This is a genomic window from Pseudoalteromonas sp. SCQQ13 (assembly GCF_015864415.1).
GTDB lineage: Bacteria > Pseudomonadota > Gammaproteobacteria > Enterobacterales > Alteromonadaceae > Pseudoalteromonas > Pseudoalteromonas nigrifaciens.
In genome coordinates this window covers 48514-74934 of record NZ_JADYXG010000020.1, presented here as the reverse complement: position 1 = coordinate 74934, position 26421 = coordinate 48514, and the positions used below count along the sequence as shown (strand labels likewise).

20 protein-coding genes and 3 pseudogenes are annotated in these 26421 nt (G+C 37.5%); 10 read left to right on the top strand and 13 right to left on the bottom strand.

Annotated features, from left to right (window positions below; genetic code table 11):
• Nucleotides 1–184: 184 nt before the first annotated feature.
• The 3 genes from I6F41_RS14960 to I6F41_RS14950 all read left to right on the top strand — a co-directional run bounded on the left by I6F41_RS14960 (nt 185) and on the right by I6F41_RS14950 (nt 3700).
• A complete protein-coding gene (locus tag I6F41_RS14960) occupies nt 185–919 on the top strand; it encodes an endonuclease (protein ID WP_197108714.1) in 735 nt (244 codons plus the stop codon).
• A gap of 212 nt (nt 920–1131) precedes the next feature.
• Nucleotides 1132–2004, top strand: coding sequence for an FRG domain-containing protein (locus tag I6F41_RS14955; RefSeq protein ID WP_197108711.1), 873 nt, complete (start codon nt 1132–1134; stop codon nt 2002–2004).
• A 241-nt stretch (nt 2005–2245) separates the two neighbouring features.
• Nucleotides 2246–3700, top strand: coding sequence for a P-loop ATPase, Sll1717 family (locus I6F41_RS14950; RefSeq protein WP_197108709.1), 1455 nt, complete (start codon nt 2246–2248; stop codon nt 3698–3700).
• 659 nt (nt 3701–4359) lie between these two features.
• Here the strand turns inward: I6F41_RS14950 and I6F41_RS14945 are convergent.
• The 4 genes from I6F41_RS14945 to I6F41_RS14930 all read right to left on the bottom strand — a co-directional run bounded on the left by I6F41_RS14945 (nt 4360) and on the right by I6F41_RS14930 (nt 9704).
• Nucleotides 4360–4809 (bottom strand): antitoxin Xre/MbcA/ParS toxin-binding domain-containing protein, encoded by a 450-nt coding sequence (locus I6F41_RS14945; RefSeq protein ID WP_197108708.1) that lies wholly within the window; start codon nt 4807–4809, stop codon nt 4360–4362.
• Nucleotides 4810–5038: 229 nt separating this feature from the next.
• Nucleotides 5039–7051 (bottom strand): UvrD-helicase domain-containing protein, encoded by a 2013-nt coding sequence (locus I6F41_RS14940; RefSeq protein WP_197108706.1) that lies wholly within the window; start codon nt 7049–7051, stop codon nt 5039–5041.
• The gene (locus tag I6F41_RS14935; RefSeq protein ID WP_197108704.1) at nt 7033–9141 is read right to left on the bottom strand and encodes an AAA family ATPase; all 2109 of its coding nucleotides are present in this window, start codon (nt 9139–9141) and stop codon (nt 7033–7035) included. The genes I6F41_RS14940 and I6F41_RS14935 overlap by 19 nt, the downstream gene beginning before the upstream one ends.
• Before the next feature lie 347 nt (nt 9142–9488).
• Nucleotides 9489–9704 carry a hypothetical protein gene (locus I6F41_RS14930; protein WP_197108702.1) on the bottom strand — a complete coding sequence of 72 codons (216 nt, stop codon included), beginning with the start codon at nt 9702–9704 and terminating at the stop codon, nt 9489–9491.
• A gap of 456 nt (nt 9705–10160) precedes the next feature.
• On the opposite strand from I6F41_RS14930, the gene I6F41_RS14925 reads away from it, so the two are divergent.
• The 6 genes and pseudogenes from I6F41_RS14925 to I6F41_RS14895 form a co-directional block, all read left to right on the top strand.
• On the top strand, nt 10161–10385 hold the full coding sequence (locus I6F41_RS14925; protein WP_024591704.1) for a hypothetical protein: 225 nt from the start codon (nt 10161–10163) through the stop codon (nt 10383–10385).
• A 67-nt stretch (nt 10386–10452) separates the two neighbouring features.
• A complete protein-coding gene (locus I6F41_RS14920; protein ID WP_197108700.1) occupies nt 10453–10824 on the top strand; it encodes a hypothetical protein in 372 nt (123 codons plus the stop codon).
• Nucleotides 10825–11302: 478 nt separating this feature from the next.
• Nucleotides 11303–13291: an ATP-dependent nuclease gene (locus tag I6F41_RS14915; RefSeq protein ID WP_197108698.1), complete on the top strand. Its 1989-nt coding sequence runs from the start codon at nt 11303–11305 to the stop codon at nt 13289–13291.
• A 6-nt stretch (nt 13292–13297) separates the two neighbouring features.
• Nucleotides 13298–15016, top strand: a complete 1719-nt coding sequence (locus tag I6F41_RS14910) for a UvrD-helicase domain-containing protein (RefSeq protein ID WP_197108696.1) — start codon at nt 13298–13300, stop codon at nt 15014–15016.
• A 702-nt stretch (nt 15017–15718) separates the two neighbouring features.
• Complete coding sequence (locus tag I6F41_RS14900; protein WP_442960631.1) at nt 15719–16549, top strand: DUF2797 domain-containing protein; 831 nt, start codon at nt 15719–15721, stop codon at nt 16547–16549.
• 185 nt (nt 16550–16734) lie between these two features.
• A pseudogene (locus I6F41_RS14895) lies at nt 16735–17325 on the top strand (DUF2797 domain-containing protein); the annotation flags it as partial.
• Here the strand turns inward: I6F41_RS14895 and I6F41_RS14890 are convergent.
• Nucleotides 17322–19850: an EAL domain-containing protein gene (locus I6F41_RS14890; RefSeq protein ID WP_197108692.1), complete on the bottom strand. Its 2529-nt coding sequence runs from the start codon at nt 19848–19850 to the stop codon at nt 17322–17324. The pseudogene I6F41_RS14895 and the gene I6F41_RS14890 overlap by 4 nt on opposite strands.
• Nucleotides 19851–19932: 82 nt before the next feature.
• On the opposite strand from I6F41_RS14890, the gene I6F41_RS14885 reads away from it, so the two are divergent.
• Nucleotides 19933–20223, top strand: coding sequence for a DUF4144 family protein (locus I6F41_RS14885; RefSeq protein WP_011327050.1), 291 nt, complete (start codon nt 19933–19935; stop codon nt 20221–20223).
• Here the strand turns inward: I6F41_RS14885 and I6F41_RS14880 are convergent.
• From I6F41_RS14880 to I6F41_RS14845, 8 genes and pseudogenes are all read right to left on the bottom strand, one after another.
• Nucleotides 20206–21126, bottom strand: coding sequence for a histone deacetylase family protein (locus I6F41_RS14880; RefSeq protein WP_011327049.1), 921 nt, complete (start codon nt 21124–21126; stop codon nt 20206–20208). The two genes, I6F41_RS14885 and I6F41_RS14880, sit on opposite strands and share 18 nt — an antisense overlap.
• A 116-nt stretch (nt 21127–21242) precedes the next feature.
• Entirely contained in the window at nt 21243–22784 is a 1542-nt protein-coding gene (locus I6F41_RS14875; protein WP_086995902.1) for a serine hydrolase, read from the bottom strand.
• A 21-nt stretch (nt 22785–22805) separates the two neighbouring features.
• Nucleotides 22806–23300 (bottom strand): gamma-glutamylcyclotransferase family protein, encoded by a 495-nt coding sequence (locus I6F41_RS14870; protein ID WP_011327047.1) that lies wholly within the window; start codon nt 23298–23300, stop codon nt 22806–22808.
• Between the two features lie 67 nt (nt 23301–23367).
• A pseudogene (locus I6F41_RS14865) lies at nt 23368–23553 on the bottom strand (LysE family transporter); the annotation flags it as partial.
• Between the two features lie 109 nt (nt 23554–23662).
• Nucleotides 23663–24766: an RNA-guided endonuclease InsQ/TnpB family protein gene (locus I6F41_RS14860; protein ID WP_197108691.1), complete on the bottom strand. Its 1104-nt coding sequence runs from the start codon at nt 24764–24766 to the stop codon at nt 23663–23665.
• 109 nt (nt 24767–24875) lie between these two features.
• A pseudogene (locus tag I6F41_RS14855) lies at nt 24876–25031 on the bottom strand (LysE family transporter); the annotation flags it as partial.
• Between the two features lie 13 nt (nt 25032–25044).
• Nucleotides 25045–25818 (bottom strand): hypothetical protein, encoded by a 774-nt coding sequence (locus I6F41_RS14850; protein ID WP_179808261.1) that lies wholly within the window; start codon nt 25816–25818, stop codon nt 25045–25047.
• Nucleotides 25819–25821: 3 nt separating this feature from the next.
• Complete coding sequence (locus I6F41_RS14845) at nt 25822–26298, bottom strand: CreA family protein (RefSeq protein ID WP_083497484.1); 477 nt, start codon at nt 26296–26298, stop codon at nt 25822–25824.
• Nucleotides 26299–26421: the final 123 nt, after the last annotated feature.

Genomic DNA, 26421 nt, shown 5'->3' with positions numbered 1-26421 from the left:
CTTGCTCTGGACAGTATCAAAATGATAATACATGGACTGGGAAGTAGCTTTCCCATTTAATTTTAAAAGCATAATATCTTAGTTCTAAAAATTAAAATTATCAGTCACCACAAATGAGAACTAGCTTATTAACTCATTTATTATATGTGACATATTTAAACTGAAATAGGTACCAAGAATCATAATGAAAGCATCCACAATTTCACTGTTAGCAACACTTATTTTCTCTGCTGCCTCTTCAGCAAATCAAGAAATTGACTCATTTAGCAAAGCTAAACGACTGTTAGAAAAACAAGTTTATAACAATCACCGCGTTACACTTTATTGTGGAGCGACATTTGACGCTAGTAAAAAAGTAACCGCGCCGGAGGGCTTCTCTACAACAAAGTACGTTAAACGAGCTAAAAAAATTGAATGGGAGCATGTTGTTCCAGCAGAAAACTTTGGTCGTACTTTTAGCGAATGGCGAGACGGGCATAAGCAGTGTGTGAATAGTAAGGGGAAGTCATTTAAGGGTCGAAGGTGTGCAGAAAAAGTAAATACAGAATACCGTTTTATGCAAGCTGATATGTTCAACCTCTATCCGGCCATTGGCGCTGTGAATGCTCTGAGAAGCAATCATAACTTTACTATGCTTCCTGCGGCTCAAAGCGATTTTGGACGTTGTGCTATGAAAATTGACGACAGTAAAGCCGAGCCACCTGAAATGGCTAGAGGTCAAATTGCGCGTACTTATCTGTATATGGAGAACACCTATAAACGATACAGCATGAGTAAAGCACAAAGCCAGCTAATGAATGCGTGGGATAAAATGTATCCTGTAGATGCTTGGGAATGTACTAGAGCAGAAAAAATTTCAAAGCTACAAAAGAATCAAAATGGTGTAGTAAAAAGTCGCTGTGAGAGTAGAGGTATTTAAACATATCACCTTAATCATGATTTATGAAATCTTAGAATTAATAATCAATTAAGTGATTTTTTAACGTGAAACTCTCAGCTTTTATTAGTTAGTTTTTAACTCAGAATGAACAGCTTTGAGCGAAATATAGTCATTCACACCTAAGAACTACACTTTAAAGTGGTTTAGTGAAGGTGTGATCTGATAAAGCAGTTAGAACTATGAGGTGAATTGTGCCAATCATTGAAGAGGAACTATCGAGCGTTGATGAGCTTTGGGATCAGTTGTCACCAATTGGAACATTTTCTAATAAACTAAAGAATCCAATTTTTCGCGGGCATGCAAACGCCTTATGGAATTTGACTCCAACTGTTTTTAGAGATGATATTATCTTAAAATTTCATCGAAAAAGAATGGAGCATTTGAGAACCTCACAGATAATTGAATTCGAGTTTAGTTTACTTCACGGTTTCCTATTTGGCTGTGATGAGCAAGGAATATCGATTCCGTATGATAGCCATGATTTCAGAAGTTTAATGGATTATTCGACAGCGATGGCTCGATATGCTGATTCAACGGCAGGATGGCCACAAAAAGAATTCCATTCCATATTAGCAATGGCACAACATCACGGAATACCTACTCGATTATTAGACTGGAGTCGTAGTTCTCTTGTTGCTATGTATTTCGCTGCTTCTCAAGTGTTGAATTCAAAAGTTGAAACTGAACAATGCTTAGCTGTTTGGGTATTAGATGCAGATAACACTACTCTGGCTAATATCGGTTTGGAAACGGTTTCACCTGCAGGCAGTGTAAGTGAGAACTTGGCAGCACAAAAAGGTTTGTTTTTATTATATAAGGAGCCGAATAGCACTTTCTACACAGATGAGTTTTGCCCAGAAACCGAAAAAAGCTTAATTGATGATTTATTGGCTAATAACGCAAAAGTATATAAGTTTACACTTCCTGCAAATACTGCCGGTGAATTATTACTAAGGTGTTTGAAGTTCAACGTATCGGCTACAACTCTATTTCCTGGTGTTGACGGCATAGCTAAAGGAGTCATGGAATTTAAGTTAGCTAAACGCCAAGCTGGTATACTCTAGAATAGCTCTAACAAGTGACTATGATGCCACCGTCCGTTCATAGCACTTTGCTGAAGTTCGGCTTGGAGCGATAACCAGAAACTACTGAAATTTAAACTTAGTCCTTTTGTAGAACCTAATTTTATACAGTAACAATATTAACCGCCGTTTAGGTGTGTTATAGGCCACCAGAATGATGTCCAAGAAGCTGTTAGTTTTCACCAATCATTCTCTACTTTTCAATCGAAGGACTTAACGAATAGTGATTAAAATCAACTTTAAAGACAAAAAAATATTTGGAAACGAAGCTGGAGAGGATGAACTATTAGCAGTCTTAAATTCATATTACATAGAACATAGTAACTTTGATGATTTTTTTGATAGCGACGAAAGATTATCAATTGTATCGGCTCGGAAAGGTATGGGAAAGTCAGCTTTATTATCAAGGTTACAGTTCAAGTTAATTAACGATGAAAATTATAAAAGACCTTTAATTATTCGGGTAAAAGGGAATGAGTTATTAGGGCTTGGTGACTTTAAAGGTGAAGATCATTCGTATTTAGAAAATTACTGGAAGCAAATAATTTGTAAACGAATAATAGTTGAAATTGGAAACCAAATTGATTTTGCTCTAGATAGTGATGATATGTCGTTTGTAGAACTATCTGAAATTGAAGGTATGAAGAGTAAAAACTTAGTTGGTGCTTTAATAGGCAGAATTAAAGGAAAGCTGCCAGGAGTTGAAGTAAAGAGCGATATTCCTGATAATTTAGACAAACTTCTACGCCGTTACCAAGATAATGATAATTCACCAAATGTTTGGCTATTAGTTGATGATATTGATGCAAAGTTTCAAAACACCAACGAGAATCAAGCGCGTGTTGGTTCATTTTTTAGTGCCATCCGTTCTTTATCATTTGATAATCAAAATTTAAATATAAGAGCAACTGTGCGAAGTGATGTATGGTCTTGCCTTCGTCATCTCGAAGATTTAGATAAGTTGCAGCAGTATATTATTGAAATCTTTTGGAGTAAGAAGTACATGCGAGACATGTTGGCTCAAAAGATTCTAGTTTATATCCAGAAAAATTTCCCTGATAGTAATGAAGCGAAACTAAGACTTAAAGGTGATTACAATAAAATATTAGATATTGTTTTTAATTCTCCCATTGAATGGCGTGGCGACAGAGATGCTAAACTCTTCGATGCGATCAGTGCTTTTTCAAATAGGCGACCAAGGTGGATGGGCCAACTTTGTCGAATGGCAAGTAAAAAAGCCAGCGAAAACGCAAGAATAAAAATGATAAATTTTGACCATATTAATTATATTTTGTCTGATTTTGGGGCTTTAAGAAGAGATGACTTGATAAAAGAGCATAGCCATCAATTTGACGAGCTTACGCATTTAATTGACTCATTAAGAGCAACCCAAAAAGAATTTACACAATCAGAGCTTCACTCAATTATCGAAAGCAATTTTATTAGGGGAAGAGATGCTAGCGACGTACCTAAAATAGATGGGAAAACTTATATCGAAAGTGAAGACTTAGGTGATTTTTTATATAAGCTTGGTCTTATCTCAAGAGCGCATGAAGACGGAAAAACATTCACTCATTATACAGATGATCCAGACTTATATCGCTCCTTGGAAAGCAAAAAAAACAAGATCGTCTGGTCAATTCATCCGGCATATCGTACCTTTTTAAATATAAAGTGAAGACTATCAGGTCAATTCAGCAGGACGAAAAACTATTGGATTTTGATCCTGCGTTTCTATTTTGCCAACAATTCAAAGTATAGATTATCAAGATTCAAAGACTATAAATGGCACTTTTGCGAAGTTCGGTTTGAGCGAAAACCAAGTATTAGGATAGGCTGAAGTTCAGCCCTATAATCGTAATTACTGAAACTCTACCTATGCCTTTATTTACGTACTGACGATAGCGATTTGCCAACGACAGTCTAAAGCTGGGAAATCCACACACATAAGTCTCAATATCTATGTCACTGTATGGCTGTATTTTATGTCAGTGAATGGTTGCAGGTTATCTATAAGTAACTGATATGTCTATCCAGTGCTTGTCACGCTTTGCTTACAGCGACAATTACCGTGAACAGTTACCTGCCGAGTAGGCAGCTGAAGATAAAAACAATCGATTCGATGTTTAAGTTAATGTAATTCTGCCGAAAAGACAGTGAGTAGAAATAGAATACCAGCCCTTCATTTCAGGGCCGGTATTCTATTTTTGATTTAAAAGTAGATCTATATTTAAGATTACTCACTCTGTTTTCAGAGTGTATTAAGTTTCCTAATTGGTGATGTTGCCCTGTAAGTTCGAATATTCTAATATAAAGCTACATCTGAGATTTTTTTATTCAAGCATTATAACCATGGTTTAGGTTGTCTACAGTTTTTTTAATCAACTCCCGTCCGGTAATAGTGTTAATAAACGTCAAAGGCATTTCTGAACTAAATTGCAAAGAGCGTGTATTTAGCCATGTGTTCCACCGTTCAACACTCTCAAAGTAATCAATACAAGCCGATGCCAAATGAGCTAATTCAACGATATTTTCACTTAAGGTTACATTTAAACGTTTATGTTCTTTTAAATAGCGTTCGAAAGCTTTTGTATTTGTACCAATCGCCTTAGTAAACGATTGCAGATCCCAGCGTAACTCACACCTAAATTTCTCAACACAGTTTATATCCAAGCCATGCTGGATCAATTCAATTTCATCCAAAGGGTCTGAGTTTAAATTAATTTTTCCATCGCTGAGCATTTCTACAAATTTGCGATTAGCACTAGGTTGAATATAGCTAGGCATACACATCTCTAAGCTTGTTAAAGTTATAATTTAATATAGCATCTCAAGTAACTAGCTGATAGTCGGTTTAGAGCGATAAGCGGACATTGAAAAAGTAAAAACTATTGTTTATGTCAGCTTGTAGAGAAAGCTGACATAAACATATATAGAAGTATGACCAGTAATAGAACACTAATTTAAGCAGGGTTAACATAAAATATGGTCATTCTGCTTCCCCTTTAAAAGATTGCTATTTCTCATCCAAATTAACAATATTGTGAGCACCAAACCACTCACTGGCTTTAGCAATCACATTTGCACTAGGTTGATGGAAAAAAACAGCAAGGTTTTCTTTAGCCCGTGTGCAACACACATAAAATATTTTTTCTGTCCTCTGCCGTACACTTTCTTTTCCTCCTCCTTCAAATAAATTTTTAAAGTTATAACTATTCCATTGGCCATTATCTAGAACGACAAGTACATTAGGATACTCTGCACCCTTAGTCTTATGCTGTGTTGAAAGAGGAGTATAGCCTTCTAAGTATTGATATAGCCCTCTAAATTGTTGATAAGGTATTTGACATACTTGCTGATAAACATAATTTCTAGATACTTTAAACCTTTCTAATTTATCATCTTCAACAACAAGGTTAAGTTGATTCGCAAGAGCTATAACTTCGTCAATAGATCTATTTTCAACTTTAATCAATTCTTCCATTGATTTTTTTAAGTTTTTCTTATCAGCAACTGATGTTATTGAGAAATCAGTAATTCTTGAAAACTCATTAAATCTTTTTTCTTTATACAAATAAATACAGTGCTCAATTTTAAATAAATGCTTGATCAGATCGTCCCTATTAGAACTTGGCTTGCTTAAGTCATCAGCCCTATTTTTTTTATCATCAAGCAACATGTCTTTATCAATGTAAAGTTTGGATATTTCATCATAAAGCTGCGCGAATGCTAATTCATAAACATGGGGGTTATCATCTATATATTTTTGCTGCCCTTCGGTAGGTGCAAGAAGTTTAGGAATACCATCTTGTAAACCACATAACTCCTCATATACATGCTTAAATGTTCTGCCTTCAGTATCTATCTTAATATTATTCTTTTTTATATACCCCTTAACACGCTTAATAGATTCTAAAATTTTATCTTTATCGTAAATGCGCATTAAATCACCAAAACCTGCTTTTCCTGCAATTAGATTGTGAGTTAGGTTAAGTTCTTTGGTCTCAATTGAACTATCAAAGTCCCAAGCTAAGTGATGACGGACTGCGCCTAAATCATCGTTATTGGAATATAGGAAAAGTGCACTTCCTTGTTTTGCTGTCCCATCTGCATTCATATTAGGCGCGTTAATATCTTCTGATGGCTCCTGCATTAAGCCATCAGTTCTTATTTTGTTAGCGAGATCTATAACAAGTTGAGGATTCCGTCGGTTTTGGACTTTTTTGACCTCTATAACTGTTGGTGTCAGTAGAGTATATTCTTTTAAATTATTAATGACTGAGAAGTAAGTTCCCTGCTTGTTCTGTTCCTTTTTTAATGCGGTAATACGTTTAGGTTGAGTATTTCCATTTAAATTCCCGACGCTTCCTTCGTAAATTGACTGCATCGCATCACCAAAAAAACCAACAATGTTTCTTTTAGGTGATTGATTTAAGTTCTCTAGCAACAACTTTACTACGTTAGGATCTGTATCTTGATACTCATCAACAAGAATAAATGGGTATGAATCTTTAGTTATAGTGCAGAGTTTTTCATATTTTTCATACATTTTGCAGGCAAGAATGATCACCTCATCATGAGAAATACAACCATCTTTAATCCTAACAAACTCTTTGTATTTAATATCACCATCAAGATCATCAAAATAATTATTTGTGACTTTCTCTCCATCTGGAGATTTTATTTTGGGCTGTTCGTCATCATTTATTAATTCAATTAGCGTACTCTTCAGTTCACACTGAAAGTGCTTAATATTACTCCATAAAAAATCATGAATAGTCGAAACATGAAGATGTTCATGCTGAACACGCTCTTCAATCTCATCGACTGCTGCATTCGTATAGGTAATACAGGCAATAGATGTTGTTGGATTTTCAACTAAAACGGCTTTTAATATTTCAACTAGAGAGTAGGTTTTACCGCTACCAGCACCACCGCTTAATAAAAAACTATAGCCTTGTCTTATTAACCCAATAACTTTTTGGGATTCAGTAGTAAGATGCGATATATCTAATTCTTGCGTAGCCATAATAATCCTTCCTTGATATAGCTAGGGACTTGCCAATTACTAAATTCATTATCTACAGTTTTTTCGCTATTCAGTAATATTTCAATAGCTAATGTTGGCTTGCTATTTACTGCTTTTTCAGCAAAGTCGAATGGGCAAGCATCGTCACTGTCTACATAAATATCAAAATGTCTCTTTGTTAATGAAGGAAAAGCTTCTGCATTCTTACCTAATAGATCTTTATTTAAACTAAAAAAGGCGTCTTCAAAGCTACGTCCATGATAGCCGTCCTCGTTTGTTTGGTAAGCCATTAGGAAGTATCCATCTGGATCTTGAATCCATTGGGTACCATCTTTTCTTAATGACTTTTGATTAATGGATAAATTTTTGTAAAAAGCTAAATCGTCATGACCAAAGAAAAATTTTAATGATGCATTTGAAGTTTGGTCAGCGAGTGGATCTGAAGGCTTACATTTAATTGTCTCTTTCTTTGTATTACCATCCATAATAATATTTCGTACATATTGACTATCAATATCAGTAATAACTAATGATTTAACCCCGATAAAATCGATGAATTTCTCAAATGTTTGCGAATAAGCACCAACTTCAACCATTGAGATATTTTGAGATAATAATGGTGTTTCATCAGGAACTCTAAACTCTTGATCAATTTTTTTCATCATGGCAGGGACTAATATTTTTTCAGTATCTCCCTCAATAAAAATAGCTTTGTCCGCAAAAAATAGCTCTGCTCTATTTAAAGTCAGATACTGTTTCAAGAACTTATAAGCCTTTTTCAGTTTAATATCTTCAGCATCATCTTCTGATTTGTACTCATCTTGAAGTGATTTCAGGTTTTTTGCTTTAACATCACAGGTTGTGTTGCTTTTTCGCAAATACTTAATATCATCAAAATCACATTCAGAAACAATATGAGATGAGTGTGTTGTAATAGCCGTTTGAAGTTGAATCGTTATTCCATCATCGCGTTCTCGATTACCTTTCAATAACGTTTTAATGTTTTTGATAAAGATATATTGCATTTGAGGATGAGTGTGCGCTTCGGGCTCTTCAATAAAAAATAAATTAATCGCAGCAGGTTTTTCCTTTAGTGAACGTCGAAACTTGCCCATGACCATTTCAATATCAAAGATCATGCTTATCAAGTTCATATACCCTAAACCATTATAATGCTCTGGTAGGTCATGAGTATCGTGCGAGTACATCACTGTTGTATTACCATCGAGTAAATCACGGTGTTGTAGTGTTGATGATACTTTTAGTTTGGTGTCTGTAGGATTTACACCGCCAAATTGGTTAATCTTCTGAATTAGCCCATCAAACATATCTGCATAAATTGCACTTAACTCATCATCAGTCTTTCGAAGGGTTTCTTTAAACTTTTCGGAGGCATCTATTTGTTCATTTGACTCGTCTGAGATCTTATATATCTTAGCCGTTTGATGAGATAAGGTTTTATCATTATCTTTATTAGTCACACTTCTTTTGGCACTAATAAAGTTGAATGATAAGATGTCATTGAGGGGAATATTCTCTTTTACAAGGTCAATAAAAACAGCTTCATCGGTGAATAAAAGGCTTTTCTTTTTTACTGAGCCAAAATAGTCACCGAGGTGTTCTTTAAGAAATAATTCAGGATTATTATCAAATTTTTCAGATTGTTCGGTATAGTCATCTTTAAGCTTGATAAGCTGCTCATGGTCAATATTGTATTCAAACTTCAAAACAATATTATTATCATCGGGGTCTAGGCTCATTATCAGTGAACTAACTTGTGACAAGTCATCTTGCTCTGTGTACTCAATATATACTTTAAGTTCTATTCCTAAGGGTTGATAACAGTTCTCAATAGGAAGTTCTTTGACACCAGAAAGGTATTGAAGCAACACTTTTTTCAATCCAACATTGAAGTCATCAAGCGTAATGCTCCTACGGCTTGATTGATTAAGAAACTTATCAAGCGCGGTCAATATAGAAGTTTTTCCTGTGTTATTCTTACCGAGAATAAGCGAAAGTTCATCTTCAAGATCTAAAGAGAAATCCTTTAACAACCTGAAATTTCTGATTTGAATTTTTGATATTTTCAATTTTAGTCCTTTATGAATACCTAGCTTTTCTTTCGAATTAAGCTTGGCTTTCCTTGTATATATTGTCTGATTGATTACCCACTAAATTTGACCATAGCACAATAATATTTTTAAATAAAACAAATAGCTAATGGTTAAGCATGAGCTTGATCTCACACAATAAAAAACTCCTTAGCAGGGCTTTTTAATCAAAGTATAGATTATTAAGGTTCAAAGACTATATATGGCACTGAGCCGAACTTCGGCAAAGAGCGATAAGCTGAAATTAAGTAATATGCACAATCTGCATATTACTAATTGTGCAACAACAGCGTGGCAGAGATGGACTGTAAGCGATAACAAGACCCTTATAAATCGTCTATATTAACTTCTATTTCTTCTTGAACTACCCTTTGAGCAACAATGTTTGCTAACTCGTAATCTTCGATTAATTGCGTAAGCATAACAAGCTCTTCTCCGTCAGGAGTGTTAGGTTCCGCAACGTCCCACAGCTCATCTACACGTTTGAGTGCCTTTTCTAAGCCTTGTTTTGAGTTGATTGGTTTTACCGATGTGATAGTCATAATATACCTTTCTTTAGAAAGAGCAGAATTAATTACTCAAAATCTTCGGGGGTTAACTGGACTTCCCAGCTTTTACCAAGAGTTATAATAATAGTTAAACCTATGTTTATAGCGTTTAGCTTTTATTATACTTCAATTTCTTGAACTTCTGCTTTTGGCACTGAGCCGAACTTCGGCAAAGAGCGAATTGCGGTCAGTCAATTGCCATAAGCTAATTAATGCTAAGTGGAAACTTTCCCCTATTACGCATGTTCGAAGAACCTACAGTAAGCATAATATTTATAACTGGCAATAAATTATACTATTTGCTACTAATAGTAGATCATAGAAAAAAGACATTTTCGCGTCAAAATGGGGAATTGTTCTTTTATAAAGCTTTTAGGTGCTTTAGTTTATTTACAATCCTATAAAGCAATCCCATTAAATATATTTAAATACTCAAAAAGGAAATGAGACATGGCTAAAACTATAGATCAGCTAGTTCGTATCGCAGCAGCGGGCGGTGGGATGCATATCGATGCAAATGGAAAAACAGCAGATCAAATGGTACGTATTGCATCTGCAGCATCAGGCAAAGGTGCAACAATAAATATTATTAATTCATCAAAAAAGACTACGGATGAGTTAGTACGTATAGCAGCTGCCGGTAATGGCTGTGTCATGTTCGATTTATCTAATTAAGATCGCACCTAGTACGAACATTAAACAGAAAATTATGTAAGCGCAATGCTTCATAAGGAGTATCAAGTTGCTAAGAAGTCTTCGAAAGGGAAGTACGACTATTGAGTATTGGCATGAATTTGGCGCAGATATCGTACGAGCCATTAATACAGAAATAGAGTTAAAATCTGATCACGCTATATTTCGCGTAACGTTAAAGCCTGTAGATGGTAATCAAAGAATGGATGCTGATAGGATATTTTTAAACAACTTAAATGCGTTAACAAAAATAAAATTTAGTGATTCCCAAATCCGTAAAGCAACAGCAAGATTTTTAAACGCCTATAAAGATAGAATCAACCATATTAAATTAGAAATAATTTATAAAAGAAGCTATGAGTTTAATACAAGTCTAAAACCCACAGGTAAAGATGGGCTGTCTTTTGAACTTAAGGCATAACAATTGCATTCATAGGAATAACAATTTGCTTTTGCTTCTTCGTTGCTAATTTCAGCCTGCTATTTTACGCCGGTTAAGCGAAGCTTTGCCAATGTCTGCTCATGGCACTTTGAAGTAGTTCAGCTTTGAGCGAGATGCAGTCGGTCGGGTAAACTCATTTTTGGACAGAAACAATTTAGGACTCAGGCGTGTTCTTAATCTAAAACTGCTTAATTACACGTAAAATAATTTCTGGTTGATCTTTATGTGTCTCATGACCTGCGAGTAGTAACCCCTATGGTTCCACTTTCTGTTTAAAGATACTAAAACTTTATACTGGACAAACTATTACCCTTGAATATCATTTGGTTGTATGAATGTATTGCATCGAGTGGCATAATATTTATCTCTACGTCTGGATTTTGTTTTTTAGCTCAGTCAGTTGGAACTCAAAAAAGACTATCCTATGTAGTTCTCTATCGATTATAGGTTGTACGTTATGAAGCTATCAAAAATCCGCATCTCAAACTTCCAATGTTTTGACCAAAGTAAGACAGAAATTGACTTTGCAAATCATTTAACCGCTCTTATTGGATTAAACGGCAGTGGGAAGACTTCAACACTCCAAGCATTAAGTCGAATGTTTGGTATCAGTGAATCTTCTCGAAAAATAAGGGTTGATGACTTTCATAGTCTATCGGTTATTGATCAAAGAGCTGATGAACTGTCAATAGAAGCCTGGTTTACTTTTCCTGAAGTCGAATCTGCAGGTGATATGATCGCTGTTGCAGGAACATTTAACCAGCTATGTTTTAAGTCTTCAAGCAATGAGATGATACTTAGGTTGAGGCTTGAAGCAAAGCTAACGGTTGATGATATCTCCCCAGAAGGTGTCGTAGATGATACTGTCTACTATATACTGAGTGATAGTGATACTTACGATAGCGATAAATGTCGAGAGTTGCGTAGATCTGATAGAAATAACATTCAGGTACATTACATTCCAGCAAGCAGAAATCCTTTCAAAGAAATTAGTTCATCTACAAAGATGCTATTGGGTCGATTGTTAAATGCAATTCAGTGGGACCAAAGTAAAGATGGTGAGCTTCAAAAGGCGCTGGAGTTTACTGAGCAAGCAAGTGAAGAGATTTCTAAGAACAGTGCCATAAAACTTATTGAAAAGCAGCTACAAACTAGTTGGCGAGAAATGTACTCAGGAGACTATCTGAGCAAGGCGAAGGTTAACTTCTTGCCACTGCAGACTGATGAGCTTTTGAAAACGATCACTCTCTCTTTCGAATCTGAAACAAATAACAGAAAGGCTACGATGGATAGATTGAGTGATGGCCAACGCTCGTTATTACACATATCCATAATTCAAGCAGTACATGAACTAGAGTCAAAAGCTCTTAGAGAACAAACGAATCGAGTTCATTTTGATTCTAAAAAGCTAAATACTCCAATTTTTACTCTACTAGCGTTAGAAGAACCAGAAAACCACCTAGCACCTCACTTCTTGGGGAGAATAGTTAAATCTATGAGTTCTTTGGCCAAATCAACAAATGCACAGGTTTTAGTCACTACGCACTCCCCAAGTTTAGTTGGTAGAATCGAGCCCACTCAAATTCGTTACTTTAGGTTGGATAAAGCATCTAGAAATACAGTTGTCTCTAAAATACCCTTACCAGATAAGCAAGATGAGTTGTACAAATTTGTGGCTGGTGCCGTTAAGGCTTATCCAGAGATCTACTTTGCCCGTCTGGTTATTTTGGCCGAGGGTGAAAGTGAGCAGATAGTCATACCAAAATTGTTGTCCAAATTCGGTATTGATATTGATGATAGCTTCGTATCTGTTGCTCCTTTAGGGGGGAGGCATGTAAACCATTTTTGGAAGCTTTTGAATGGGCTAGGAATCCCATACGTTACTCTTTTAGATATGGATTATGGCCGAAATGGTGGTGGTTGGGGACGTATAAAGTATGTCGTTGACCAAATATTTAAGCTAGGAAAAGGAGAAATTATTACGGATATACCTAATTGGGATACAACAAACTGTAACCCTATGTCTGATACGCTATTGAACAGCCAGTATACTGCGGAGAGTTTATTGAATCAGCACGGTGTATTCTTTTCTACACCACTGGATTTAGATTACTCAATGCAACAGTCCTATCCCAAGAACTATAATGAAAAACTGACGGCTGAGAATGGTCCGCAAGATAAAGATTGGGAATCCTTAAAGGCTGCTGTTTTAAAGACTATGTATTCAAAGGGAATTGCTGATAATTATTATGATGAGATGCAAGATAAAGATACTTTCTTATGGTACAACTACAGGTTCCTTGGTAGTAAAGGTAAACCCGTTTCACACATAAATGCTTTAGAGAAAATTGACTTTAATCTAGCTGAAAATATCGAACGAATTCCTAAAGGGATTCAAGAAATGATTAAGCATATAGAAAAAGAAATTTCTGAGCTCCCAGAGTAATATTTAATGATCGATGCTTCAATATGGGAACCAAAGGATGGTCTAGAGTTTGATAAAAAATCTCTAGATATAATTAAGTGTGATAATAACATTGCAATTATGGCTGGACCTGGGGCAGGTAAAACTGAAATCCTAGCTCAAAAAGCTTGCTTCATACTTGAAACAGAGTTGTGTTCGTGGCCATATAATATTTTATCTATATCTAGGAAGCGAGAATCTGCTTCTAATATAAAGGATAGAGTATCACTTAGATGTGGGGATGTTCTATCTGAGAGGTTTCATTCTTTTACAATTGAAGCTTTTACAAAAAGTATCGTTGATAGGTTTGTGCATATCTTACCTAAACACGAGCAACCGAATGAAGATTACAAATTAGTTTTTAATTCCAGAGAAAGTAACTTCAGAGACAAGTTGACTTTTGATCAGCTTACTATTATTGCTTTAAAAATTGCAAAGTCTTCTACCATTTTAATGTCATCGATCAGAGCAACATACAAGTATGTTTTTATTGATGAATTTCAAGATTTAAATGGCCATCAATATGATTTTGTAAAGGAACTATTTTGTGAATCACAAAGTGTGATCACAGTTGTAGGAGATACAAAGCAAGCGATAATGAAATTTGCCAGCGCTTTGCCTGATGGATTTGTTAAGTTCAAGTTAGACTTTAAAGCCGACTTAAAGATAGTTTATACCAATTTTAGGGCAGCCCCAGAACTTAAACAGTTTATAGATTACATAGGTAATGATTGGTGGCCTATTGATTATAAGGGTGTAATTTCTAATACAGAAAGAATTCCATTGAACAAAAGTGATTACTCTCTACTTTTATTTGATGACGAAGTTCATGAGGTTAAGCAATTATCTTTGAAAATAAAGAAGTGGATCGTTGAAGATAAAATAAAACCTGAAGAGATAGCTATTTTATTTAGAGCTAATACAAACAACAACTACAGTAAAAATCTAAATATTGCCTTATTAGAGCAAGGTGTTTTAAGTGTTAACGAAAGCAATATTCAAGACTATCTTTCCGAACCTTTAGGTAAAGTGCTAGTCTCATTGTTATGTTTATTAACCCGACCTAGGGATATAAAAGCATGGGAGTGTCTTAGAAACTCATATGTTTATTGTAGTTCTAGTAACTCTCGCCATAACGATTTTGAGCTAACGAGAATGCTCATTATAATAGGAGAAGCTCATTTCTACGGAGAGGGAGACATTAAATCATTCGATGAGTTATTTGATATAACTATCAAGATTATGAATGAGTTCTTCTTTGAGAATCTCAAGAAAACTTGGATACAATACCAACAAGGTACACTAATGCAAGAGACTTTTCATGGTGTGCTAGAAGAGCTAAAAGAAGCAAGGAATATAAGTTGTTCGTGGGCTGGTGCTGTCGACCTTATTTCTGGAGTCGGAGCCGTTCGAATGATGACAATCCACAAAAGTAAAGGGTTAGAATTTGAGGCTGTAGTATTACTCGGACTAGAAGACTATTCATACTTTAGATTTGGTATGAATCAAAAGAAGTTGGACGAGGAGCGTTCTACTGTTTTTGTTGGATTGTCTAGAGCTAAGTCAAAACTATTAATATCGAGTGCTATGCACCGACAACATACTGGGCCTTCCTCATTTGCACACGTAAATAGTATCATAAATGATCTAGGTAAATTCGGTATGAATAAATCACGTGTTGATAAGTTAGATATTTTGAATATATGATGTTTAACTGCGAACCAGGCTGCTCTTGCCAGTCACTTGATTAAAATACTCCTAATGAGGCTTGTTGAAAAGCACAGCCTTCATATATTCCCATTAATACTCCTTATCTTAAATATCTGATTATCTTCATTCTTATTTTGAAGCGTAACTCGTTTTGGGGCAGAAATGAGTTAAACCGGAAAGGCAGCTTCTGGCATTAGTCCAAATTTAAGCATAGATCTGTTCTGATATTTCTAACACATCGTCAACTTCTATTTCTAAGTACCTGACAGTACTCTCTAGCTTTCTATGCTACTACAGGCCTTATCGTTGGCAAACTGACTCTTACTTTGCCAAGGATAAGGGCTATCGGCTGCTCCTACTTGATAACGTCACTTTGTTTAGTGACTTTAGCGCGAACAAAGTTTCTAGGTAATGCCTTTAGCTTGTTGCTTGCTGCATAAAATGCTGTTTTTGATAAAGCATTTCTGCTGACAATACTCAGTTGAATCATACTACGCCACTGCTCAAGGCTACGTGTTTTTTCATAGCTACCTCCTAATTGAAATTCAGAGAAAGCTTAATAGTTTTGACAAATTATTAGCAGATGCACTTTGCTAGACGCTTACATTAGTTTGGGAAGATAATCGAATTATAGGATAAGGTGCAATGTTTTCTGATGTACTATATCATCAAGTATGGAATTAATTAATGTGTGAGTTGATGGTGTTAGTATCTGGTTTTATTGAAAAAATGAAAGTCCAATATAATTCGGGAAGAGGTATAGAGTATCACCTTCCTATTGGTGAAAAACTAATTCACATGAATCCATTAATCGGTAAAAAGTTACGTTTGGAACATGTAGGTGGAATAGAATGCCTTAACTGTGGGAGAGCTACAAAAAAGAGTTATAGTCAAGGGTACTGTTATGTTTGCATGACAACGTTGGCTAGATGTGATTCATGTATTATGAGTCCAGAAAAGTGCCACATTGATAAAGGCACATGTAGAGAACCTGAGTGGGCTGACAAATTTTGTATGACTGATCATATTGTATATCTAGCCAACTCCTCAGGTATTAAAGTTGGAATAACAAGACACAACCAAATACCAAATCGTTGGATAGATCAGGGGGCAATTCAGGCTTTGCCTATTTTTAGAGTCGCTAATCGTAAGCTATCTGGATTAGTTGAGGTTGCTTTCAAAGAGTTTGTTGCAGATAAAACTAATTGGCGCAAAATGTTGAAAAATGAAGTTTCATCATTAGATTTATACAAAGAGAAAACTCGACTTATTGAACTTGCAAAGACCTCTTTAGACAACTTAATTGACAGGTACGGTACAGATTCTATCCGCTTAATAAATGATGCAGAAGTATTAGAATTTGATTATCCTGTTACAGAGTACCCTTCCAAAGTAAGTTCATATAATCTCGATAAATCTCCGGTAGTGGAATCAACGTTAGTTGGTATTAAAGGGCAATATCTTATTTTTGAAGAAGGGGTAATTAACCTTCGGAAATATACTTCTTATAATTTGTGTTTAACTTACTAACTATTGATTATCTATGTCAACATTTATAAAGAGACTAGCTAATTGTAGCGTTTCTGTATTTAAATTAACTTTCGTGATTACGATGTCAACGTTGACATCTAGAATTCTAGATATCATTATTTAAGATGCTTTATTTTACGGGGTCTGAAGTTAATTTAAATTTTTACGTCAACAAATTTGACTTTGATAAGTGTATTATGAAGCCAGAAACCTGCCATTACGATCAAGGTACTTGCCGCGAGCCAGAGTGGGGAGAAGAAAATTGCATGATCCCGCATTACGTCTACCTCGCTAATACCTCAGGACTAAAAGTGGGTATTACTCGCCACACACAAATACCAACTCGCTGGGTTGATCAAGGCGCTACCCAAGCATTGCCTATTTTTAAAGTGCAAACACGGTTGCAATCAGGCTTAGTAGAAGTGGCATTGGCTGAATTTATTGCTGATAAAACTAATTGGCGCAATATGCTAAAAGGCCAAAACGAAGTGCTAGATTTAAAAGCTGCAGCCGCTGAGCTTATTCCACAAATTAGTGCAAAGCTAAATGAGCTAAGCGAGCTATTTGGCGCAACAGCTATTGAACAGCTAGATGAAGACGTAGTTGATTTAAACTTTCCGGTAAGCGAATACCCAACCAAAATCAGCTCGTTTAACTTTGATAAAGACCCGGTAGTAAGCGGTATTTTACAAGGCATTAAAGGTCAGTATTTAATTTTTGAAAAAGGCGTTATTAACATTCGAAAATTCACCTCTTACGAAGTAACCGTAGGCTAAGTGCCAGTTGGTTGAGTGCTCGCAGATAAGTCGTTTAACCGATAAAAATCAAACCATTGCCGCTGCGTTAACGGGCGGCAATAGTAATATCCCTGTATAACATTACATCCTAAGTTAATAAGGTAGTTTTTTTGAGCTGGCTGCTCAACTCCCTCTGCCACTACCATTAAGTTTAAATTGCTTGCCAGTGCAATAAGCGCTGCAACTATTTGGCTATTGCCGTATTCATCAGGGATTTTAGCAATAAAGCTCGCGTCTATTTTTAATGTATCAAAAGGCAGTTTAGTTAAATAACTCAATGCCGAGTACCCGGTACCAAAGTCGTCTAATGCTATATGCACGCCCAGCTTTTTTAGTTGCTGCAACTGCGTTTTAGCCTGTGTAAATGAGCTAATAAAGCTGCTTTCTGTCAGTTCTATTTCAAGTAAACTACCGGGTAAATTATAATGTTTAAGCATAGTGCTAATATTGTTTGCCAGCTTGCCTTGGCTTAAATGACATGCCGATATATTAATTGCTAAGCGCCCAGCCACCAGTCCTTCTTTTTGCCATAGCGTTAGTACTTTACCCGCCTGATTAAGAACCCATAAATCTAACCGCACTATCAACCCTAGCTCTTCAGCAAGCGGAATAAATTGCGCGGGCGATATCATTCCCAAATCGGGGTCGTGCCAACGCAATAATGCCTCAACGCCCATAATCTGTTCATTTTTAAGGCATTGCTTTGGCTGAAAATACAATTCAAATTCGTTATTATCTAACGCATGCTGAAAACGGCTCATCATGGCTAGGCGCTCTAGCGAGCGAGCATTCATAGAAGGTTTAAATAATTGAAACGAATTACGCCCCACATCTTTTGAGCGATACATAGCAATATCGGCATGCTTTAGCAGTGTTTCGCTGTCTAGGCCATCATCAGGGTAAACAGCCGCACCAATCGAAGCTGTTACACCTACTTCAACATGGTCTAATTGAAACGGAGTGTTTAAATTATTTAGTATTTTTTCAGCTAAATTAGCTACTGCATCAATCTTATTTATTTCGCACAGCACTACAAATTCATCTCCCCCTAAACGCGCTAAGGTATCGCCTTCGTTTAAAGTAGCCTCGATACGCGCAGCAACCAGGGTTAATAAACAATCCCCTGCGCTATGGCCTAAACTATCGTTTACTTCTTTAAAGCGATCTAGATCGATAAACATCACCGCCAATAAATGCTGGTCGCGGTGAGCTGCAGCCAAAGCCATTTTGAGCCTGTCGTTAAACAAACGTCTATTTGGTAGGCCCGTTAATTCATCAAAATAAGCCAACTGCACAATTTTATCTTCAGCATTTTTTCGCTCGGTAATATCACTAAAAATTGCCGCATAAATAGCATCTGAATTATTAGGCTCTTTAATTTCAATTATAGTTAACCACTCTATATAAATATCGCCATTTTTTTTACGATTACAAATTTCTCCCTGCCATACACCCGTTTTGTTAATTGCATCCCACATTTTTATATAAAAGCTTTTATCATGCCGCCCCGAGCTCAATATACTTGGGCACTTACCTATAACTTCATGTTCTTTATAGCCGGTCAATTGGGTAAATGCTGGGTTTACTTGCATAATAGTGCTGTTGCTATGGGTGATCATTATGCCGTCGAGTGATGAATCTATTATTTTATTGGCTAAATATAGGTTTCGCTGCGAGTGCTGTAGGGCTAAATCTCGTTGCACTAATACTTTTTCTAGCTCAGAACAATACGCACTTTCAATTTCATGTATTAAATGTTCGAGTGACAACACGCCTTTAATTTCATCATTGTCGCTCACCACTAAATGCCGTACTTGGCTATCTAACATTAATTTGTAAGCATCGAACAGGCTATCTTGTGGGGTTATTTTATAAAGCGGTCGACTTGCTAAATCCCAGCACACACTCTGCTCGCTCTGGCGTGTGAGCAGGTGTAATAAATCGCGCTGCGTAATAATGCCATGTTCTTTTTGCTGTTGATTAAAAACTAAAATAACTTTTTCGCCGCGTTCACGCATTAGTTTTACCGCTTCATTTACCGCTAATGAGCTAGGTACAATTGTTATGTTTTTAGTGTACTGGTCGTTAATAGTGCGAAACTGTAAGTAATGATCAAGCCCTTGATTGCGCACAATATCTGTAATGCTAATTACCCCACACGGTACGTTATTGTTATCGGTAACAAGTAAATGCCTTACACCATGCTGATGAAAAGTTAGTGCGGTATCACTTAATAACTGCTGGCTAGGGACACTTAAAACCGGGCTCGTCATCACATCTTTAATGCTAGTGCTTGTAACTGCAGGATTGGTAAAGTCGAGTTTTAAACAGTCAGTTTCTGTCCAAACACCTAATATGCGTTGTTGCTGCGCAATAAATATTGCACTGATATTATGTGCCCGCATTAGTTTAACCGCATCAATTAATGGCGTATGCTTGCTACAGGTTATTACCTTATTAGTAAAAATATCACCTACTTTTTGAAAACGGCTACTGTGTGGCATTATTCTACTCCCTAAATTTGCACTAATAGGCGAGTATAAATCGAGCAAATATTCCCCCTTTGATGTAGGACAATAAATAAGCATGTCGTATCCAAAAATTATTATTTATAACAATGAAATTGAGTTAGCTGAGCAGCCTGATGAAGTAGATGATTTTGTATATGCGATGGATGAGCTGCAAAAAAGCAGAATTATTATTTTAGATAGTAAGTATAGTTATACAACATTAAGTGGCGAGCCAAAAACAGCCATTAGTGCCATTGAATTAGCAGATTTAGTGAAAGATTATTTGCTAAAAGAAGGTCAGTGTTGCCTAAGTAAAATTAAGCAGCTAACACCTGAGCAAGCATTTGCGTTACTCATAATCGACTAACGCTTTAACATGTGCAATTGCACTGCGACCCAATGCAGAAAGCGCATACCCCCCTTCTAAATACGACACTATACCGCGGCAATTATGCTGCTCACTAAAGCGGGCTAATTGCTCGGTTAGCCAGCGGTAATCTTCCTCTACAAACTTTAAACTAGCCATATCATCTTCGAGGTGAGCATCAAATCCTGCGCTAATAAATAACATGTCAGGCTTAAAAGCATTTAGTTTAGGCAGCCATTGCTGCTCAAATACCGCTTTTAAATCGTTACCGTCGCTGGCAATTGGCAAAGGTGAATTAACTAACGTGGTGTTATTTTCAACCACTGTATTGGGATAAAATGGATGCTGAAATAAAGAGCAAAACAGGACGTTTTTATCATCTATAAATATATCTTGAGTGCCATTACCATGATGTACATCAAAATCAACAATAGCAATGCGCTTAACCCCTTTGCTTTGTGCATATTTAACCGCAATAGCAAGGTTGTTAAATACACAAAAACCGGATGAGGTAGTGCGATTTGCATGATGCCCCGGCGGGCGCACCGAGCAAAATGCAGCATCAAGGTTGCCCTCTAGTATTTCATCTACCGCTAAAATACCGGCTCCTACTGCACGCTCAATTGCTTTTAATGAGTCGGGACATAACCAAGTATCACCGTCTAAATCGACAAGCCCTTGGGTAGGTATTTTACTTTCAACAAAGCTAACTAATGATTCGTCATGCGCAAGTAAGTAATGCTCTCGTTGCGCTTTAGGCGCTTGCTTTTGCTCAATAGCAATATCTAACCCGCTTGCTAGTAAGCGATCGTTAATAGCATCTAACCGCTCTGGGCACTCTGGGTGATCATCAATCATTTTATGTTTACGACAATGAGGGTGAGAAATAATTGCGGTACGCATAAAAGCTCCTAACTGTATCATTAAACATAATATAACAAAGCCACCCGTGGGTGGCTTTGCGACTTTGGTGTATACCCTTTACGCTAGATATAGTAAATTAGGGATAGCAAAAACAGTTATTTTGCTGTTAATTTTAAATTTCTAAAGTCAAAACTAAAGTCGGTTACTTGCGTTGATACTGCACGCATTTTAGCGCTACTCACTCTATTTTCTGTATTCATATTAAAATTAATAAACGCATCAGCCTCAAGTAGCTTTTCATCCCACTTAACAATAAAAGTATTGCCAGTGTAATGCTCAAGTGAGCCTTTTAAGCCCTTGGTATGGGTAAAATCAATATGTAATTTGCCATCAAGCTGCTCAATAATTACATCGCCATACCAATTATCGTGCAATGTACCAGTGTAATTAATATTAGGTAGTTGCGGTTGATAATCAGCAGGTGCTGCAGGCTTTGCGTTAGCGTATGCTTTCTCTTTGCTTTCAAAATGCTTTTTAGCTAAGTCTTCAACCCAATCTTTATCTTCAAGCTCAAGCGCATCTTCAAGCACTTCGTGAGTTACTGCCGCTAGCGCACCAAATGCTTGCTGATTACTTAAAATAACAATACCGAGTTTTTTTTCAGGTAGTAATGTAACCTGCGACACCATGCCTAAAATACCGCCACCGTGACCAAGCTTTTTAAAGCCGTGGTAGTCTTCAATACTCCAGCCTAGCCCGTAACCTCTAAACTGCTGATGATACGCCTCAAACGCGCTTTTAGACGCCATAGCCGTTATATGTGGATGCCACATTTGCGCTTGTTGTTTTTCGCTAAATAACTGCTCGCCATTTGGCATTGTGCCACCAGCAAGTTGCGTACGTAGCCATTGGCTCATATCGCTGGCACTTGAGGCTATTGCCCCAGCGCCTCTAAAATCTTCTAGGTAGTTAACAAAAAATGGATGGAGTTGGTTATCCATCGGAATATGCCCCGTTGCCCAGTTTTTATTGCTACTTGGAATGCGCGAAAACCCCGCTCGCGAGTGAGTCATATTTAGTGGCTGTAACATGTTTTTTTCGATGTAATCGTTCCAACTCATCCCAGATACGCGTGCTACCACTTCCCCTGCGGTAACAAACATTAAGTTGTTATACGCATATTGGCTGCGAAAGCTGCTGGCCGGTTTTAAGTATTTTAAGCCTGCTAAAATATCATCAACCGACTTGTCGGTACTTGGCCAAATCATTAAGTCGCCTTGCCCAAGCCCCAACCCACTGCGATGACTCAGCAGATCGCGAATACGCATTTCGCGGGTTACGTATGCGTCATATAGTTGAAATTCTGGCAGGTGATCAATCACTTTATCGTCCCAGCTCAACTTGCCTTCATCAACCAACTTAGCCAGCGCCGCACTGGTAAATGCTTTGGTGTTAGATGCAATGCCAAACAAGGTGTCTTTATTAACCTTATTACCGGTGTTTATATGGGTTACACCAAAACCTTTAGCAAATATCACTTTGTCGTTTTCAACAATAGCAACTGCCATTCCTGGCACATCAAAACGTGCCATGGAGGTTTTAATTACCTGCTCTATTTTATTGGTATCTACCTGTGCCCAGGTACTAAACGTAGCCCCTGCTAATAAAGCAATTGTGGCAAACTTAATTAACTTCATTGTTATCCTTTTTTATTATGATTATTTTTGATGTACTGCAAATTCAATTTCAGCACGCTCTAGGTTACTGTCGCTTTTTTGCGCGCGGTTTAATATTGCATCACTGTATGCTTTTGGAACGCCAGCTTCAAGCGCGCCGCGATGAACGTGTTTAATATACCAGTCGTAGGGTAGCGCTTCACTGTCATGGGTATTGGCAATATAGCAATGAGCGTTAACGTCTTCGCCGCTTAAAAGCTTTACGGTTATATTTACGCAGTCGTAACCTGCACCTTCTATACCATCTAAAATGACTTTTTCGGCATCACTTATTTGATAAACAACCCCATAAACTAACGCATCCTCTGCATCACTTGGGCTAATACTGCACTTACCTGAGCCATCTTTAAAATACATATCAAAGGTTAGCTCATAACCTTGTAATACGGCTGTACCAATGCGCTTAGCATTAGGCAAGCGCGCCAGTAAACGGTGAGACGACATGTTAGAGCCAAACGAAAAATTATAAAGCGACATACCTACTCCTAAAATTAAATAATGTAACTTGGTTTTAAATTACAACACGAATAGCCAAAGCTATTAAAATAAAAAACAAGGTGGCTTTAGGGTTTAATGCATTGGTTAAAAAGCCGCGCCGAAAGGCAAACCAAACGGGCTCTGCTGGCACCGTTTTGTTGGCAATATTATCATTTAGATTTGCCCCCGGTTTGGCTGCTCGCAGTGCTTGCACTCCCAAATAAGCTAAATAGGCACCGGCCAAGTATTTAAGCCCCTTGACATCCTCCCCCACCTCGCTTCGCGCCCGACAAGTCGGGAAAGGAGGGGGATTCCTGTTTCATAGCGTATCGCTTTAAATTCAAAAGAATCTAAAGTCTTACTTACGCTCCACAGGCTAACACTGTCTGCCCGACAGCTTTAATATTCAGTGCCGCATTTATGTCGCGGTCTAGCTCGCTAGAGCATTGAGGACACGACCATTTACGGATATGTAACGGCAAGGAATCGACAACGTAACCGCAGCAATTACAGCGTTTAGAGCTTGGATACCACTTATCAATCTTAACTACAGTTCGACCGTACCACTCAGCTTTGTAGGTAAGTTGGCGCACGAACTCGCCCCAGTTGGCATCGCTAATTGCTTTAGCAAGTTTTCGATTCTTGACCATGTTTTTTACGCTCAGACTTTCACAGCTAATCACTTGATTATCGTTTATCAATTGGGAAGTCAGTTTGTGGGTGAAGTCGTGACGACAATCAGCAATCTTTGCTTGAACGCGAGCGACTTTCTTTCTGGCTTTGTGGAAGTTAGAAGAACCTTTCTTCTTCTTCGATAGCACACGTTGAGTCTTAGCTAGTTTACTAGCGTAACGCTTGGTGTGACGGGGATTTCCAGACTTGAAACCGTTGGAGGCAATAACAAGGTCAGTCAAACCTAAATCAATACCGACTGTATTTTTACTAATCGATAGTGGTTTTGGCTCGAAGCGACACAGACAAGATACAAAGTAGCGACCCGCACTGTCTTTGCTAATTGTAATGGTGGTTGGTTCGCTAGGCAGCTCTCGCGACCAACGAACATTTATAGGTTGCTTAGATTTAGCCATGAACAACTGACCATCAGTATATCTGAATGCTGCTTTGGTTAGTTGTGCGCTTTGTTTCGAGCGCTTCTTTTTGAAAGTTGGGTATTTAGCTCGACCCTCAAAGAAGTTCTTAAAAGCAGTTTGTTGGTTTCTGATTGCTTGCTGCAAAGGAACGCTAGAAACATCATTAAGCCAAGGGAACTCAGGGTTTTTCTTGAGTTCAGTTAGATAGCTTGATGCTTTGCTGTAGTTAATCTTGATTTGCTCATTGTAGTAAGCATCAGTACGCCAACGAAGAATAGAGTTGTAAACAAAACGCGTACAGCCAAACGTCTGTTCAAGTAAGGTTACTTGCTCAGGTGTTGGGTAGAACCGTTGTTTAACCGCTATCTCTTTCATGCCTTACAAGATACACAGTGTTTTTGTAAGATTCAAGCTCTATTGTTAGCGCGTTGCGCTAAAACCTTACATCCCCGACCTAAAGGACGGAGTTTTTCGGCTCAAATGATAAAATAGCCGCACCAACACCTGCACTAGTCCAAAGAGCATTGCGCCTACCTTGCTGCACACTTTGCTTTAATACCACAGCAAAATCGGGCCCTGGGCTTGCTACTGCAAAAAAGTGCGCTACGGCAATCAGTAAAAATTCGTCTAAGTAATTCACACAATATCTCTGCTTAGTTTGGCATATACGCTAATAACAGCGGGTTAGCTGAGTTATTGACTAATGCTTTAATTTCTTTTTGCGCTTTTTTAAATTGGCCGCGCAAATGCGGTTTTAAATGCTGCTTAGAGCGTTTATCATTTTTAAAGTAACTCACTAACGCATGCATAAATACCGTATGGGTTTCGTTCAACGACGCTTCGCGATTTGCATAAGGGTTATAACACGAGCCACAGCCGCCCTTAAACTGATATACCGTATTGCTCATCATTACCCCAAAGCCTAAAAAGCAAGCCAGTGCATCAGCAGCTTGCGCTAAGTAGTCTTTTCCGCCCGGTGGTAATACGCCTACATGATGAATTAAAATAGTCGCTAACGTTCCAGCAAAACTGGCAACTAAGTCTTGTGGCTGGTTTACTTGATTTGGATTAAACGAAATATTAATAGCCTGGCTAGGCGGTACAATTAATTTAGCGCCTTCGCCACGTAGTTGTTGGCTAAATTTAAACTGTGGAAAAACCTGTGGAGTGAGCTGCTGCGGTGCAACTAGTTGAATAGGCCACGCTGTCATACCCGCATAACTACTTACGCGGTTAAATACCTTAGTGGCCATTTCTTCAATACTCGATACCGAGTCGGGAAAGAACTCAACCGTGGGCAAAGTGATTTGCGTATGCTGGGTAAAAAACTCAACATCAAAGTTTTCAACTGCCCATATAAAGGTATCAATTAACCATTGCTGCTCTTGCTCAGCCAGTAATGGTTTGGGCTTAAATAACGCTAACATAGCTTACTCTCGCTCTTGCCCAAGCGCCCATTGCCATGCTTGTGTATTGTATAATGGCACAGTAGATAACGCATGATGATGACTCCCCGTAGACTCTTTAGTCGAGTACGACAAATACAATAAGGTATGTGCTTTAGCATCGTAAATACGACGCACTTTTAATGATTTAAACAAAATACTTTTAGATGATTTAAATACCACTTCCCCAGATTTACTCCGATCAATCTGCTGCAATTGCTCTGCGGTAATAACCCCGGTTTGCCGACACGAAATTGACATATCAGAAGGGTCTGAAAAATCTAAATTAGCTTCTATATGGCTAATATGGCACGTTACCCCAGTGACTAAAGGGTCTTGTTGCGAATTTACAATTACATCCTTGGTGGTAAATAACCCAAGGCTTACAGAGGCAACATCATCTGAGCACGCTGTTAAGGTAAGCATACCTGCGAGTAAAAAGCTGACTTTTAAATACTTCATCGTGTTCTCCAACATACTTAAAGAGGGATACGGTTTATTTTTCTATACTAAACGTATTTACAGCTACAAAACACATGTTGTAAAAAATAAACATTGCGCTATATACATTCACCTTTGCCGCAC

Excerpts from the sequence above, each read along its gene's own strand:
- I6F41_RS14890 (WP_197108692.1), bottom strand. The coding sequence starts at position 19,850 with ATGCCACACAGTAGCCGTTTTCAAAAAGTAGGTGATATTTTTACTAAT.
- I6F41_RS14940 (WP_197108706.1), bottom strand. The coding sequence starts at position 7,051 with ATGGCTACGCAAGAATTAGATATATCGCATCTTACTACTGAATCCCAA.
- I6F41_RS14910 (WP_197108696.1), top strand. The coding sequence starts at position 13,298 with ATGATCGATGCTTCAATATGGGAACCAAAGGATGGTCTAGAGTTTGAT.
- I6F41_RS14925 (WP_024591704.1), top strand. The coding sequence starts at position 10,161 with ATGGCTAAAACTATAGATCAGCTAGTTCGTATCGCAGCAGCGGGCGGT.
- I6F41_RS14945 (WP_197108708.1), bottom strand. The coding sequence starts at position 4,809 with ATGCCTAGCTATATTCAACCTAGTGCTAATCGCAAATTTGTAGAAATG.
- I6F41_RS14960 (WP_197108714.1), top strand. The coding sequence starts at position 185 with ATGAAAGCATCCACAATTTCACTGTTAGCAACACTTATTTTCTCTGCT.
- I6F41_RS14850 (WP_179808261.1), bottom strand. The coding sequence starts at position 25,818 with ATGTTAGCGTTATTTAAGCCCAAACCATTACTGGCTGAGCAAGAGCAG.
- I6F41_RS14870 (WP_011327047.1), bottom strand. The coding sequence starts at position 23,300 with ATGTCGCTTTATAATTTTTCGTTTGGCTCTAACATGTCGTCTCACCGT.
- I6F41_RS14885 (WP_011327050.1), top strand. The coding sequence starts at position 19,933 with ATGTCGTATCCAAAAATTATTATTTATAACAATGAAATTGAGTTAGCT.
- I6F41_RS14915 (WP_197108698.1), top strand. The coding sequence starts at position 11,303 with ATGAAGCTATCAAAAATCCGCATCTCAAACTTCCAATGTTTTGACCAA.
- I6F41_RS14860 (WP_197108691.1), bottom strand. The coding sequence starts at position 24,766 with ATGAAAGAGATAGCGGTTAAACAACGGTTCTACCCAACACCTGAGCAA.
- I6F41_RS14900 (WP_442960631.1), top strand. The coding sequence starts at position 15,719 with ATGGTGTTAGTATCTGGTTTTATTGAAAAAATGAAAGTCCAATATAAT.
- I6F41_RS14845 (WP_083497484.1), bottom strand. The coding sequence starts at position 26,298 with ATGAAGTATTTAAAAGTCAGCTTTTTACTCGCAGGTATGCTTACCTTA.
- I6F41_RS14875 (WP_086995902.1), bottom strand. The coding sequence starts at position 22,784 with ATGAAGTTAATTAAGTTTGCCACAATTGCTTTATTAGCAGGGGCTACG.
- I6F41_RS14930 (WP_197108702.1), bottom strand. The coding sequence starts at position 9,704 with ATGACTATCACATCGGTAAAACCAATCAACTCAAAACAAGGCTTAGAA.
- I6F41_RS14880 (WP_011327049.1), bottom strand. The coding sequence starts at position 21,126 with ATGCGTACCGCAATTATTTCTCACCCTCATTGTCGTAAACATAAAATG.